Here is a 14987-nt window from a genome sequence, read left to right on the forward strand (position 1 = left end):
AATCGCTTAATCAGTTCACTGATTAAAATACAAAACGGCGGATCAGTGATCCGCCGTTTTTGTTTATCCAAGTTCCGTTTCGCCATCATTCTTAGCAACATGGATCGGCCTGCTGCCGCAATATTCTGTAATCGCTTCGGCAAGCCGCGCCGAATGCGTCACCACCCAAATCTGGCTGCGCTCCGAAGCGCGCGCAATCATCTTAGCAAGCGATGGAATCATATCTGGATGGAGACTTGCTTCCGGTTCGTTCAAAGCAATCAGTGGCGGCAGACGATAGGACAGCAATGCGCCAGCCAAAGCCAGCAAACGTATTTGCCCATCGGACAATTCACCCGGACGAAATACGCGATGCGGAAAGGCAGGGAAACTCAAACCAAATGTTGCCGTCTCTTGCGGATAGGGGATGTCCAGCTTCGCGCCTTCAAGCGCATTTGCAATCAGCTCATCAAGATCGACCGTATCCTGACGGATATGCGCGAGCGTCGCAAAGACCGAAGCGAGATTATTGCCATCTTCATCGAGCATCGAAGCTGTTGCTGCGATTGATGGCTGACGCACAGGTGCATCGCGGTCACTTCTGAAACCATGATAAAAACGCCAGCCGCGCATTTGCGCTGCGAGATCACCGATCTCTGGATAATGCCCGGATTGTCCAAGCACCGACAATGCACTCTCCGACGTCAAAAGACGACTTGGATGTTCGGTTCGCCGCCCCTCCCCGTCGCGCGCAAAAACCGCAGGCCCTTTGCGATCCATCAGATCAACCGGACGCCGCCCGGTATCAAGATTAAGCTGCTCTTCCTTGATCTGTGGCTCAAACGGAAAAGCACCCGATACAGGCGGCGGCAGACCAGCCTCAACCTTGTAAGACAGACGCGAGGCAAGGCGCTCGTCTTCAAACTCGGCTTCCAGAATGATTCGGGCGGGCTCCTGCTTGCGCCTAACACCGCCCCACATGGCGGATTGCATGCCACCTTCGCGGACAATCTCAGTTGAAAATGTACCTTGGGCGGCAGCCTTAACCAATTGCAAGGCGCGATAGAGGTTGGATTTCCCGGCACCATTTTCACCAACAAAAACCGTGACCTGTCCGAGATCAAACCGAACGGATCGAAGCGAACGATAGCCTTTTGCTGAGAATGAAACGAGCCGCATAATTTCCTCTGTCAGATAAGCAAAAGGCGGCACAGGATGCGCCGCCTTTTACAATTCAACGAAATAACTCGCTCAGAGCTTCGACATCTGCATCGCGATGGCGAGATAAATCTGCTCGGCCAGTTCTTCGGCAGCACGCTTGGTCGCATCACGCTCTGCACGCAGGTTAGCAAACTCCTGGCGCGGGCGGTCGAAGGATGCGCCAACAGTGCGCGTGCCAGCTTTCAGCGGCTTGCCGTCTTTGTCAAACAGCACGAAGTTCGACGTTGCATTGACAGTACCAGCCGACGGACGACCCGTGCGGTCCGTCTGATCGCCAATATCAACACTGACGAAGGACGTGACCGACTTGCTCAGACCAAGACGGAGTTTATAGACCGGATTTGCAGGCTCGCCAGCACCGCCCGACAGTAAGAAAATCAGCCGGTTGCGAACCTGAACACCATAAATGTCATTCACCGGCTCAATCGAAATCGATGCCAGCTTCGAGCGCATATCCGGCGTAACACTGCCACCGATGGTGCTGCCAGCATTGCCGCCACCCGAATAGAGCGGCTGCACGGTGCAGCCTGCAAGAAGAACCGCGGCTCCGAGTGCCACAACGGCAACGCGGAAGTTTTTGAAAGCGGTCATGAAGCGATCAGGCAACGACATTGACGATCCTTTGCGGAACCACGATGATCTTCTTCGGCGTGCCCCCTTCGAGGGCTGCCTTGACAAAGTCAAGTTCGAGCACTGCCTGTTGGATTGTAGCTTGATCAGCGTCGCGCGCGATTGTCAAATCACCACGCTTCTTACCGTTGATCTGAACCGGCATAACGATCTCGTTTTCCACGATCATCGCTGCATCAAACTTCGGCCATGGCGCAGTTGCGGCAATCGTTTGCTCACCAGCAATTGTTCCACCAAGCTCGCTCACACACTGTTCGGCCAAATGCGGCATCATCGGTGCCAGCATCAACACCAGCATTTCAGTTGCTTCACGCAAAGCACTCTTCAGCTGATCATCAGCCTTACCGGATGCGACCTGCTGCAACGGTGCTGCGAGCGTGTTGACCAGTTCGTAAAGACGGGCAACAGCGCGGTTAAACGCAAGCTTTTCAATGTCGTCGCCGACAGCCTGAACCGTCTTGTGCGCAGCTTTCGTCACAGCAAGCGCTTCGCCTTCCGCACCGGACTTCGCCACAACATCCTTCAGAGCAGGAGCTGCTTCCGAAACCAGACGCCAGACGCGCTGCACAAAACGATGTGCACCTTCGGCACCAGCTTCGGTCCAGATCACATCGCGTTCTGGCGGGCTGTCGGAGAGCATGAACCAGCGCGCAGTATCGGCACCATAAGAAGAGATAATGTCGTCAGGATCGACCACATTCTTCTTCGACTTCGACATTTTTTCAATCGAGCCGATTTCAACCGGAGCGCCACTGTCGAGCATAGTCGCTGTGCGCTTGCCGTCTGATTCTTCGATGCGAATATCGGCAGGTGCCACCCACTGGCCATCAGCCTTATAGGTTTCATGCACCACCATGCCCTGCGTAAACAGGCCCTTGAATGGCTCATCAATGCCGACATGGCCAGCCACTTTCATGGCGCGGGTGAAGAAGCGCGAATAGAGCAGATGCAGGATCGCGTGCTCAACACCGCCAATATACTGATCAACCGGCAACCAGCGATCCGCAACGGCACGATCTGTCGGCTCGTTTTCCCAAGGAGCCGTGAAGCGTGTGTAATACCATGACGAATCGACGAAGGTATCCATCGTATCGGTTTCTCGACGTGCTTCGCCGCCGCATTTCGGGCACTTCACATGACGCCATGTTGCATGACGATCAAGCGGATTGCCCGGACGGTCAAACTCAACATCATCTGGCAACTTAACCGGCAGATCAGCACGCGGCACCGGATTAACGCCACAGCTTTCGCAATGGATCATCGGGATCGGACAACCCCAGTAACGCTGGCGCGAAATACCCCAGTCACGCAGACGGAACTGAACCTTACGTGCAGCCTGCGGGCGGCCATCAAGCTCAGTCTTTTCCAGACGATCAGCAACTTCCGCGAAAGCTGCTTCTGGCGTCATACCATCGAGGAAGCGCGAATTGATCATCACGCCATCGTCGGTGAAAGCTGTTTCGCCAACGCTGAAGCTTGCAGCATCCTCGCCCTTTGGCAGAACAACTGGTGTGACTTTCAGCGCATATTTATTGGCGAAATCCAGATCGCGCTGATCATGCGCCGGGCAGCCGAATACTGCGCCCGTACCATATTCCATCAGCACGAAATTGGCGACGTAAAGCGGCAGCTCCCAGTTTTCATCAAACGGGTGCTTGACCTTAACGCCAGTATCGAAGCCCTTCTTTTCTGCCTTTTCAAGCGCTTCAAGCGACGTGCCATGCTGATGGCATTCATCAATAAAGCCAGTCAGCTCAGCATTGTTTTCTGCAAGCGTTTTCGCCAGCGGATGATCCGGTGAGATCGCGACAAAAGACGCACCGAACAGTGTGTCCGGGCGGGTCGTGTAAACTTCGACTTCCGAGAAACCAGCAGGAGCGGTCGAAGCGTTCAGCGCAAAACGAACCTGCAAGCCTTCCGACTTACCGATCCAGTTTTTCTGCATGACGCGGACTTTTTCCGGCCACTGGTCAAGCGTATCAAGACCAGCCAGCAGGTCTTCGCTGAAATCGGTGATCTTGAAGAACCACTGCGTCAGTTCACGCTGTTCGACCAGCGCACCCGAACGCCAGCCGCGTCCATCCACGACCTGCTCATTGGCAAGCACCGTGTTGTCGACCGGATCCCAATTAACTTTTGAGGTCTTGCGCGTCACCAGACCTTTTTCAAACAGATCGATGAACAGCATCTGCTGACGATGGTAATATTCGACATCACAGGTCGCAAACTCACGCGACCAGTCAAGCGACAGGCCCATCGATTTCAGCTGACGCTTCATCGTGTCAATGTTCTGATAGGTCCATTCTTTCGGATGCACCTTGTTCTGCATTGCCGCGTTTTCCGCAGGCATGCCGAATGCGTCCCATCCCATCGGATGAAGGACGTTAAAACCCTTGGCGCGCTTATAGCGTGCCACCACATCACCCATCGCATAATTGCGCACATGGCCCATGTGAATGCGCCCTGACGGATAAGGGAACATTTCGAGCACGTAGTATTTTTCGCGCGGATCGCTGTTGTCAGTCTCGAAAGTCTGGTTTTCTTCCCAGATTTTCTGCCAATGTGCTTCCGCAACACGCGGATTATAACGTTCGGATGCCATGAGCGTATTTACTCGTACGAAGGTGATGCAATAAGGAGAGTCGATATTTAATGGCGACCTTCACCACGTATTGGCGAGAGCGTCAAGTTTTTGCGGACTTAAAAGCCTGAAAGCGAGAGTTTCATGTCAGATATTGGTTCGAACCTGAACACGGTCAAGACCGCGATTGAAGATGCCGAGAAAGAAGCGCACCGCAAAAAAGGCTCTGTAATGCTCGTTGCCGTGTCCAAAACATTCGATGCCGACGAAATCCGCCCGGCGCTCGATCTCGGTCAGCGGGTGTTTGGTGAAAACCGCGTTCAGGAAGCTCAAACCAAATGGCCCGGCTTACGCGAAGCCTATTCCGATATTGAATTACATCTCATCGGACCGCTGCAATCCAACAAGGCCGCCGATGCGGTTGCTCTGTTTGATGTGATCGAAACTGTTGACCGAGAGAAGATCGCAGCGGCACTTGCAGTTGAGATCAAAAAGCAAGGCAAAAGCCCAAAACTCTATGTGCAGGTCAATACAGGCCTTGAAGAACAAAAAGCTGGTATCCCACCGAAAGAAGCAGTCAGCTTTGTCCAACGCTGCCGCACGGAACATGGCCTGGCAATCGAAGGTCTGATGTGCATACCGCCTGCAGATGAAAATCCGGGGCCACATTTTGCACTGCTTGAAAAGCTCGCCCGCGAAGCTGGCGTCGAAAAGCTCTCCATGGGCATGTCGGGCGATTACGAGACTGCAGTTGGTTTCGGTGCGACTTCAGTACGCGTTGGTTCGGCAATCTTTGGCGGACGTAGTTATTCACCATCCGCTTGAGGCGGAGCTGGGCGCCGATGCGCCCTCACCCGCTCTATTATCTTGGTGTAAATCCAGGCCAAAGTAATTGCCACCACACAACCCAACGCGATTTCCATTAATCGCGTGAGCGCAAGTAAAAGCTCTTCATTGCGTGTTTGAGCAAAGCGTCCCGCATCCATGACGATCACCACGGTTGCGGGTGCCAAGCGCCAGTTCACTGGATAGCGGTCAATCATCAGGATTACAAAGACGGTGAGCGCTGCTCCGAACAGGCTTGCAACCGGCGAATACCCCACCAGCCAGATCGTGACCATGCCGATGAAGCATCCAACAGCGGTATTAATCGCGCGAGCCTGAGAAAGCGCGAGCGTGGTACGCACATCCGGATCAGAAATAATAAGGACCGTAATCACCGCCCAAATCGGATGATCAACCCCGGCCCATTGCAGCCCAAACCAGCAGATCAGGCAACCAAGCAATGTCTTGGACGCGTATAACAGCGCTTTTTCCGGATGAGAAAGATGAACAAGCGCCATTTGGCCGTCCGCATGCCCCGATTGGAATCAAAACCTGTTGCCAATCATAGAGAAGTGCGGATCAGTGCAACAGTATTTCTCCACGCACATTTTTCCAGTCCGAAGGACCCAGTAATTTGTGATGCGTGTAGACGACCGAATGTAATGGCCCGTCGATCTTTTCTTTCCAAAACTCGATGAAGTGGTGCAGCACCGGAAATTCCGGAGCGAGATCATAATCTTGCCAGACAAAAAGCTGCAACAAATGCGGATGATCAGGCATATGGTAAAAGAGCTTTGCCGTTGTAAGACCGTAACCGGCAAGCTGCAATTCAAAGGCAGACTTTGCAACAAAAGCGGATGTCGTCATGCCGATTTCCCCTTTTTATAGGGATCTCATTGTGAAAATTCAGCGGACCCCACAGAAATTATAATCGCAGAAATTTGTTTTTAAAACGTAAAAACAATATGTTAGCACCATCTAGGCATGAGTGCTACCACGCTGATCATATTTTCGTGCTGCGTCACTGTGGACCATAGTCGATCCGAATGTCTAATTTACGTTGAGCCAGACGGAATGTAGATGAGTCTGGCGATAGCTTCGCCCCGATGCGAGCTATCGATTACGGCGGGAGGATCGCCGGACAGCAAGGAGGACGACATGTCGGAAAAGCTTTACCCTGTTCTGCCGGGGGCAAAGAAAAACACGCTCATCGACAACGAGAAATATCTCGAATGGTACAATGAGAGCGTGACCGACCCGGATGGATTCTGGGCCAAGCACGGCCGACGGATTGATTGGTTCAAACCCTTCACCAAAGTCAAGAACACCGATTTCAACGGCGATGTTTCGATCAAATGGTATGAGGATGGTGTTACCAACATCTCCTACAACTGTATTGACCGTCATCTGAAAAACCGTGGCGATCAGGTTGCGATTATCTGGGAAGGCGACAATCCCTATATCGACAAGAAGATCACCTATCGCGAGCTGCATGAAAATGTCTGCCGCCTTGCCAATGTGCTCAAAAAGCACGGCGTCAAGAAAGGCGATCGCGTCACCATCTATCTACCAATGATCCCGGAAGCCGCTTATGCGATGCTCGCCTGCGCCCGTATTGGCGCGGTGCATTCCGTTGTCTTTGCTGGTTTCTCGCCAGAAGCACTGGCCGGTCGTATCGTCGATTGCGAATCCACTTTCGTTATCACAGCCGACGAAGGTGTGCGCGGCGGCAAGCCCGTCCCTCTGAAAGAGAACACCGACACAGCTATCGATATTGCGGCCAAGCAGTATGTGTTCGTCAACAAGGTTCTGACTGTACGTCGCACCGGCGGCAAGGTCAGCTGGGGCCCGGGCCGCGATCTTTGGTATCATCAGGAAGTCGCAAGCGTAGAGCCAACCTGTGATCCAGAACCAATGAACGCGGAAGATCCGCTATTCATTCTTTATACGTCCGGTTCGACAGGCAAGCCTAAGGGCGTTCTGCACACAACGGGCGGTTACATCGTTTACGCTTCGATGACCCATCAATATGTCTTCGACTATCATGACGGCGACATCTATTGGTGTACGGCAGATGTGGGCTGGGTTACGGGCCATTCCTATATCGTCTATGGACCGCTGGCCAATGGCGCAACAACGCTGATGTTTGAAGGTGTTCCGAACTTCCCCGATCAGGGTCGTTTCTGGGAAGTGATCGACAAGCACCATGTCAATATCTTCTACACCGCACCAACAGCGATACGCGCTCTGATGGGCGCTGGCGATGAATTTGTTACCCGCTCGTCGCGCTCCACTCTGCGCCTTCTCGGCTCGGTCGGGGAACCGATCAACCCGGAAGCATGGGAATGGTATTACAACGTGGTCGGCGACCAACATTCGCCAATCGTTGATACATGGTGGCAGACGGAAACCGGCGGTATTCTGATTACACCTCTGCCCGGCGCAACCGACTTGAAGCCGGGTTCTGCAACCCGTCCATTCTTTGGCGTAAAGCCACAGCTGGTTGATAATGAAGGCTCAGTTGTTGAAGGCGCAGTCGATGGCAATCTCTGCATCATCGACAGCTGGCCGGGCCAGATGCGCACGCTTTACGGCGATCACAAGCGCTTCATCGAGGCTTACTTCTCCACCTATAAGGGCAAGTATTTCACAGGTGACGGCTGCCGTCGCGATGAAGACGGCTACTACTGGATCACAGGCCGCGTCGATGACGTGCTCAACATTTCCGGCCATCGCCTCGGCACCGCGGAAATTGAGTCGGCACTCGTTTCGCACCACTCGGTTTCGGAAGCTGCTGTCGTTGGCTATCCGCACCCAATCAAGGGACAGGGCATTTATTGCTATGTCACGCTGATGACCGGCGAAAGCGTTCAGGACGAAGAAGCCCTGCGCAAAGAGCTGACCTTGCATGTGCGCAAGGAAATCGGGCCTATCGCAACGCCGGATAAGATTCAGTTCTCACCCGGACTGCCAAAGACCCGCTCTGGCAAGATCATGCGCCGTATTCTGCGCAAGATTGCGGAAGACGAGTTCGGCGCACTGGGCGATACTTCAACCCTCGCCGATCCAGGCGTCGTAGATGATCTGATCGAAAATCGTCAGAACAAGAAGTAGTAAAAAGCCCCGGGAAACCGGGGCTTTTCTTTAAAAATCAATGGTACGCCCCTTGATTTCCCAGTCGCCAAAGCGCGCTGGATCTTTACCGCCGCGCCCGCCAATCTCGCGCGGAAGCTTTTCAGCGCTTTCGGCGGCGCGGCGTTCTTCTGCTTCCTTTAACGCGCGCTGAGCTGCGGGCGGCAGCGTGTCAATTTTGCTCCGATCGGCGTTGTCATTCAATTCTGTTTCGTTGAATTTATCGGTCATAAGCGGCAAATCCATTATTGAAGCGGTAACGTTCCATACCCATCATATAGTTAAACTTCGTGGGTAAACAAAACCCCGATTGATGTAAACTATTGCTGAACTGGAGACCTCGACACATGAATATGACGAAAACTGCCATGCTGATTGCTCTCATGACAGTCATGTTCATGAGCATCGGCTATTTGTTGGGCGGCGGCGGCGGCATGATGATCGCGCTGGTGGTCGCTGTGGCCATGAACCTGTTTGGCTATTGGAACTCCGACAAAATGGTGCTGCGCATGTATAATGCGCAAGAGGTCGATGAGCGTTCCGGCTCCGATTATTACCGCATGGTCAGTGGTCTCGCTGCCAATGCAGGACTGCCGATGCCAAAGGTCTACATCATTCACGAAGATCAGCCCAATGCATTTGCCACTGGCCGCAACCCGGAAAATGCTGCCGTAGCCGCCACGACTGGCCTTTTGAACCGCCTGACGCCTGAAGAAGTTGCGGGCGTGATGGCGCATGAACTGGCTCACGTTCAGAACCGCGACACGCTGACCATGACAATCGTGGCAACACTTGCCGGTGCCATTTCTATGCTCGGCAATTTCGCCTTCTTTCTCGGCGGCAACCGCGAAAACGGCAACGGCATCATGGGCGTGATCGGCACGATCCTCGCAATGATCGTCGCACCTTTTGCAGCGATGATCGTGCAGATGGCCGTTAGCCGTACCCGTGAATATGCAGCCGATCGTCGTGGTGCAGAGATTTGCGGTAACCCGCTTTGGCTTTCCTCAGCTCTTGGCAAGATCGCACGCGGTGCCAAGTCTGTTGTCAATGAAGAAGCCGAACATAACCCCGCGACAGCGCATATGTTCATCATCAATCCGCTAAGTGGACGCGGTGCAGACAATCTGTTCTCGACCCACCCGGACACCGACAATCGTATTCAGGCGCTGGAGCAAATGGCGGCTGAAATGGGCATTCGCTCGGCGGGAATGACACAGCGTAACACAGCACCTGCACAAAACAGTGGTCCTTGGGGGCAAACTAGTGGTAATGCAGACAAAAATAACAGTGGTGGTTCAGGTTCCAATTCTGGTTACCGAGGCCCGTGGTCGTAGAAACGCATCCCAAGCGTTAGATAAAGTAGAACAGCGTGAACGATAAGAAACCTGCGCCAAAGCGTGGAAATAACAAGTCGCAGACACATGATTACGTCGCAGACCGTGCTGAACAGCAACGGCCCGGTCTTGCCGCGCGTCTCACTGCGGCCCGCCTGCTTGGTGCAGTGATCGAAAAGAACACTTCACTCGACGGTCTGACTGATAACAGCCATGGCCATCCACAATATCTCGCACTTGAGCCACGCGACCGTTCGCTCGTTCGCGCTATTTTAGGCTCCGCACTGCGCAATCGCGGCAGCATTGATCGCGCAATCAACAAGCGTCTTGATCGCCCATTGCCGGAAAATGCGCATGCGCTCAAACACCTACTGCATGTCGCCGTCGCGCAGATTTTCTATCTCAACCTGCCCGATCATTCAGCGGTTGATCTGGCCGTTGAAGCGGCAAATTATGACCCGCGCAATCGCAAATATGCAGGTCTGGTGAACGCTCTTCTGCGCCGCCTGTCGCGCAACAAAGAACGCGCGCTCGAGCACACATTGCAGCCTGAAAAAAATGTGCCGGAATGGTTTTCAAGAAGCCTAGTCGATTCCTACGGCCCGAAGAAAACCGAAGCTATTTTGACCATGCATGGTTACGAGCCGCCAATTGATTTCACCGTGAAAGGTGATCCGAAGGAGTGGGCAGAGAAGCTCGGCGGTGTAGCTTTGCCCAATGGTTCAGTCCGTCTTGAGACAGTTGCGGGCAACCTCACCGACCTGCCCGGCTTTGCCGAGGGTGACTGGTGGGTGCAGGATGCTGCCGCAAGCCTGCCAGCGCGCCTGATGGGCGACATCCAAGGCAAGCGCGTGGCCGATCTTTGTGCGGCCCCCGGCGGCAAGACAGCACAGCTTGTGCTTCAGGGTGCTGATGTGACAGCCCTTGATATGTCCGAAAACCGCCTCAAGCGGCTTGACGGCAATCTGGAACGTCTGGGCCTAAAAGCCCGCACAGTTGCAAGCAATATGATGGATTTTAAGCCGGATACATTGTTTGATGCCGTATTGCTGGATGCGCCCTGCTCATCCACTGGCACTGTGCGCCGTCACCCAGATGTGCCATGGACCAAGACACCGCAGGATATTAAGAAGCTTGCAACCCTTCAGGCCAAAATGCTTGAAAAGGCCATCACGCTTGTGAAGCCCGGCGGCACAATATTGTTCTCCAATTGCTCGCTGCATCCGCAGGAGGGCGAGGACATGGCCCGCAATGCGCTCAAAAACCCGGCCATTGAAGCCTATCCTATCACGATTGACGATTGCCCCGGCCTTGAAGGCTTAGTCACCAAAGAAGGCTTCCTGCGCTCAACCCCTGCCGATCTGCCTGCGGAAAATTTCGATGGCAATCCGAATATGGCAGGCATGGACGGCTTTTTCGCCGCCCGTTTCAGACGCAAGGCCTAAAGCATGCCACGGAAAAGTGGGAACCGGTTTTCCGATAACGACATGCGTACAAACAATGACTTAAAGCGCGTCTCCTGAATACGAAAAATTGCGGCGCGCTTTAATCAGTTAGCAACTGCTGATTAAAATCGATGGATTTGGCATAATGGGTGCTCTGCACCCATTATGGTTAACACTCGATTCACCATTATAGACGATTCTAAGAATGCATGATTCCGAAGTCCGGAAACCGGCATTTCGATACATCATGACGTGAAAGGACGGACCTGCCTTATCGGGTCCATTGCGAATGAATTTGAATACGGAGAACGAGAGGGTGGCAGTCGCGTTGAGCGAAACCCCGCATCTTTGGGGACTGGCTGTTGCACAGGCTTGGCGCAAGTTCAGCCGTCGCCTGCGCATGGGCCCGCTTTATCGCTGGCGTTTCACCGGCTTCACGCCGGAACGCATCCTGATTGCCCCGCCTGATCTTCGCGTTGCCGACCCGCAATTGGCACAGGAATTCTACCACGGTCGGTTCGCGTTGGCTGGTCGTCTTGTCGAAACTGGCGGCATGTCGCCTTTCGCAGTCGAACCGCCAACACCGGAATGGGAAGCCGCCCTTCAAGGCTTTGGCTGGCTCAGGCATCTCAAAAGTGCCAATAGCGAACTTGCCACCGCAAATGCGCGCGCACTGGTCGACGACTGGATGCGCTTTTATGGCAAGCGCATCGGCGGTCTTGCATGGTCGCCAGAGGTGACAGCCCAGCGTATCATCGCGTGGCTGCAGCATTCCAATCTGATTTTGTCTGGCGCAGAACTACCCGCTTATCGCAAATTTATGCGCTCGCTTGCCATGCAAGTGCGTTATCTGCGCACCGTCGCCTCGGCTATGGATGACGGCGAAGAACGTCTGCGTGCGCGCATTGCGCTTGCCTTTGCAGCACTCGCTTTGCCGGTTTCTCCGCCGACCGCGCGTGCGGCTCGTCGCAATCTTGAATATGAATTGAAGCGTCAGATCCTACCAGACGGCGGACATATCTCGCGCAATCCGGTTACAATTCTCGAACTGTTGGCTGATCTTCTGCCACTGCGTCAGACCTACGCCAATGGCACTGAAGCGCCACCAAAAGCTCTGATTGAAGCTGTCGAGCGCATGCTGCCAGCTTTGCGTTTCTTCCGGCATCAGGATGGCAGCCTTGCGCTGTTTAATGGCGTTGGCCCGACCTTGTCGGAGCGCATCATTTCAGTACTGCGTCATGACGAAACCGCAGGCTCACCGCTGACGCACGCACCCTATTCCGGCTATGAACGCCTTTCGATGGGTGCCACAACGATTATAGCCGATACCGGACTTCCGCCGCCGGTGACTGCGTCACGTGATGCGCATGCCGGTTGCCTCGCCTTTGAGATGTCCTCCGGACGTCAGCGCTATATTGTGAATTCCGGCATCGACCGTTACGGCCCGCCGGAATTTCGTCCGCTGGGACGCTCGACTGCCGCGCACTCGACCGCCACCATCAATGATACGTCATCATGCCGTTTCAGCCATAATACGGGCCTGTCCAGCATGATCGGCACGCCAATCGTGGCCGGCCCGACCCGCGTTCAACGCGATCGTGTGGAAGATCAGGGGCGGCAAGGTTTTGTTGCGAACCATGATGGCTATGTTCGCTTGTTCGGCATTTTTCATGAGCGCCGTGTCGTGCTTTCGCATAATGGCAGCGTTATTCAGGGTGCCGACCGCTTTTATCGTGGCGATGCCAAAGCTTTGAAAGCCAATGGCCGCGATAATGTTGCTGTGCGGTTTCATATCCATCCATCCGTTGACATCTCGTTTGATGAAAACGGACTGATAAATCTAAGCGCTCCGCACGACGACACATGGGCTTTCTCCTGCTTTGAAGTGGCTCCGCAGCTTGAAGACAGCATCTTCTTTGCTGGTTTCCGCGGACCTGTGACATCAAAGCAAATCGTGCTCTCGTTCCCGGCGCATGAGCTTCCGGAAGTGAACTGGCAATTCAGCCGCGTCGCCATTGGCAGCTATACCTGACCATAAAGCCTTTATTACTGGCTTTTAGGGTATGATTCACGTCTCAGCTGTGCTAACTCGCCATCGTCCCACCCTTCCTGAACGCAAAACGCTTCAGCAACGAAGAGACCGTTTCCTATGGCTGTCAGCTCCAAGCATATTCCCGCTCCCGATCTTCATCGGGTGCGCCGCGCCCTTCTTTCCGTATCGGACAAGACCGGTCTCATCGATTTCGCTAAGGCACTTCATGCCCACGGCGTTGAAATTCTCTCGACAGGCGGCACCGCCAAGTCGATTGCCGCCGAAGGCATTCCTGTAAAAGACGTTTCGGAAGTTACCGGCTTCCCGGAAATCATGGACGGACGCGTGAAGACGCTGCACCCATCAGTTCACGGCGGCCTGCTTGCAGTGCGCAACGACCCTGAACATGTTGCGGCCATGGAAGCCCACGGCATTGGCGGCATAGATCTGGCCGTCATTAATCTCTACCCATTTGAAGAAGTTCGCTTCAAGGGCGGCGACTACGACACCACCGTCGAAAATATCGACATTGGTGGCCCGGCCATGATCCGCGCTTCAGCAAAAAACCATGCCTATGTCGCAACGGTTGTCGATCCGGCTGACTATGCAGATGTTGTAGCCGAGCTCGAAAAGAACGAAGGCTCGCTGCCTATTTCTTTCCGCAAGAAGCTCGCTGCCAAGGCGTTCTCGCGCACTGCCGCTTACGATGCAGCCATTTCCAACTGGTTTGCCGAAGCAATCAATGAGGAAACCCCGACCTATCGCTCGGTTGCAGGCAAGCTGCACTCCGTCATGCGCTATGGTGAAAACCCGCATCAGACGGCTGGCTTTTATCTGACCGGCGAACAGCGTCCGGGTGTAGCCACGGCAACCCAGCTTCAGGGTAAGCAGCTTTCCTATAACAACATCAACGATACCGATGCAGCTTTTGAGCTCGTGGCCGAGTTCGACCCAGCCCGCACCGCAGCCGTTGCCATCATCAAGCATGCCAATCCGTGCGGCGTTGCCGAAGCAGCCACCATCACCGAAGCCTATCTAAAGGCGCTCGCCTGCGACCCTGTTTCGGCTTTTGGCGGTATTGTTGCGCTCAACAAGACACTTGATGAAGCCGCAGCTGAAGAAATCGTCAAAATCTTCACCGAAGTCATCATTGCACCCGACGCCACTGAAGGCGCACAGGCCATTGTTGCAGCCAAGAAGAACCTGCGTCTGCTGGTAACGGGCGGTCTGCCAGATCCGCGCGCCAAGGGCATTGCAGCGAAAACCGTTGCAGGCGGCCTGCTGGTTCAATCGCGCGACAACGGCGTTGTCGATGATCTTGACCTCAAGGTTGTCACCAAACGCGCTCCAAGCGAAGCCGAACTCAACGATATGAAGTTCGCTTTCCGCGTTGGCAAGCATGTGAAGTCCAATGCAATCGTCTATGTCAAGGATGGCGCAACGGTTGGCATCGGCGCAGGCCAAATGAGCCGTGTGGACTCGGCCCGTATCGCTGCCCGCAAGGCAGAAGATGCAGCAGAAGCCGCCGGTCTTGCCGAGCCGCTGACCAAGGGCTGTGTTGTTGCGTCCGACGCGTTCTTCCCGTTTGCTGACGGTCTGCTGTCTGCTGTTCAGGCAGGTGCGACTGCTGTTATCCAGCCAGGCGGCTCAATGCGTGACGATGAAGTAATCGCTGCTGCTGACGAACATGGCATTGCCATGGTGATGACTGGTATGCGTCACTTCCGTCATTAATCTCAGCAACTGCTGAAACAATTTATAGCCCCCACAACTTCGGTGTTGCGGGGGCTATTTCTTTGTATTCA

Annotated in this window: 12 protein-coding genes; 6 read left to right on the top strand and 6 right to left on the bottom strand. The window is 54.3% G+C overall.

Annotated features, from left to right (window positions below):
* Nucleotides 1-63: 63 nt before the first annotated feature.
* The 3 genes from J2782_RS18925 to leuS all read right to left on the bottom strand — a co-directional run bounded on the left by J2782_RS18925 (nucleotide 64) and on the right by leuS (nucleotide 4432).
* Nucleotides 64-1158, bottom strand: a complete 1095-nt coding sequence (locus J2782_RS18925) for an AAA family ATPase (RefSeq protein ID WP_310015384.1) — start codon at nucleotides 1156-1158, stop codon at nucleotides 64-66.
* A 72-nt stretch (nucleotides 1159-1230) separates the two neighbouring features.
* Nucleotides 1231-1812 carry an LPS assembly lipoprotein LptE gene (gene lptE, locus J2782_RS18930; protein ID WP_310015386.1) on the bottom strand — a complete coding sequence of 194 codons (582 nt, stop codon included), beginning with the start codon at nucleotides 1810-1812 and terminating at the stop codon, nucleotides 1231-1233.
* The gene (gene leuS / locus J2782_RS18935; protein WP_310015388.1) at nucleotides 1799-4432 is read right to left on the bottom strand and encodes a leucine--tRNA ligase; all 2634 of its coding nucleotides are present in this window, start codon (nucleotides 4430-4432) and stop codon (nucleotides 1799-1801) included. The genes lptE and leuS overlap by 14 nt, the downstream gene beginning before the upstream one ends.
* A 123-nt stretch (nucleotides 4433-4555) precedes the next feature.
* Between leuS and J2782_RS18940 the strand changes: the two genes are divergently transcribed.
* A complete protein-coding gene (locus J2782_RS18940) occupies nucleotides 4556-5236 on the top strand; it encodes a YggS family pyridoxal phosphate-dependent enzyme (RefSeq protein ID WP_310015390.1) in 681 nt (226 codons plus the stop codon).
* Here J2782_RS18940 and J2782_RS18945 read toward each other — a convergent pair.
* Both J2782_RS18945 and J2782_RS18950 read right to left on the bottom strand, forming a co-directional pair.
* Nucleotides 5218-5754, bottom strand: a complete 537-nt coding sequence (locus tag J2782_RS18945) for an FUSC family protein (protein ID WP_310015392.1) — start codon at nucleotides 5752-5754, stop codon at nucleotides 5218-5220. The two genes, J2782_RS18940 and J2782_RS18945, sit on opposite strands and share 19 nt — an antisense overlap.
* A 61-nt stretch (nucleotides 5755-5815) precedes the next feature.
* Nucleotides 5816-6103: an usg protein gene (locus tag J2782_RS18950; protein ID WP_310015394.1), complete on the bottom strand. Its 288-nt coding sequence runs from the start codon at nucleotides 6101-6103 to the stop codon at nucleotides 5816-5818.
* Nucleotides 6104-6394: 291 nt separating this feature from the next.
* On the opposite strand from J2782_RS18950, the gene acs reads away from it, so the two are divergent.
* On the top strand, nucleotides 6395-8350 hold the full coding sequence (gene acs, locus J2782_RS18955) for an acetate--CoA ligase (RefSeq protein ID WP_310015397.1): 1956 nt from the start codon (nucleotides 6395-6397) through the stop codon (nucleotides 8348-8350).
* Nucleotides 8351-8380: 30 nt separating this feature from the next.
* Here the strand turns inward: acs and J2782_RS18960 are convergent, their stop codons facing one another.
* Entirely contained in the window at nucleotides 8381-8599 is a 219-nt protein-coding gene (locus J2782_RS18960) for a DUF1674 domain-containing protein (protein ID WP_310015399.1), read from the bottom strand.
* A gap of 116 nt (nucleotides 8600-8715) precedes the next feature.
* On the opposite strand from J2782_RS18960, the gene htpX reads away from it, so the two are divergent.
* The 4 genes from htpX (at nucleotide 8716) to purH (ending at nucleotide 14916) form a co-directional block, all read left to right on the top strand.
* Nucleotides 8716-9705 carry a zinc metalloprotease HtpX gene (htpX, locus tag J2782_RS18965; protein WP_310015401.1) on the top strand — a complete coding sequence of 330 codons (990 nt, stop codon included), beginning with the start codon at nucleotides 8716-8718 and terminating at the stop codon, nucleotides 9703-9705.
* Nucleotides 9706-9740: 35 nt separating this feature from the next.
* Complete coding sequence (locus J2782_RS18970; protein ID WP_310015403.1) at nucleotides 9741-11150, top strand: RsmB/NOP family class I SAM-dependent RNA methyltransferase; 1410 nt, start codon at nucleotides 9741-9743, stop codon at nucleotides 11148-11150.
* 289 nt (nucleotides 11151-11439) lie between these two features.
* Nucleotides 11440-13182 (top strand): heparinase II/III family protein, encoded by a 1743-nt coding sequence (locus tag J2782_RS18975; RefSeq protein WP_310015404.1) that lies wholly within the window; start codon nucleotides 11440-11442, stop codon nucleotides 13180-13182.
* A gap of 117 nt (nucleotides 13183-13299) precedes the next feature.
* Nucleotides 13300-14916: a bifunctional phosphoribosylaminoimidazolecarboxamide formyltransferase/IMP cyclohydrolase gene (purH, locus tag J2782_RS18980; RefSeq protein ID WP_310015405.1), complete on the top strand. Its 1617-nt coding sequence runs from the start codon at nucleotides 13300-13302 to the stop codon at nucleotides 14914-14916.
* The last annotated feature ends 71 nt before the right edge of the window (nucleotides 14917-14987 follow it).

It is taken from the genome of Brucella pseudogrignonensis (genome assembly GCF_031454375.1).
GTDB lineage: Bacteria > Pseudomonadota > Alphaproteobacteria > Rhizobiales > Rhizobiaceae > Brucella > Brucella pseudogrignonensis_A.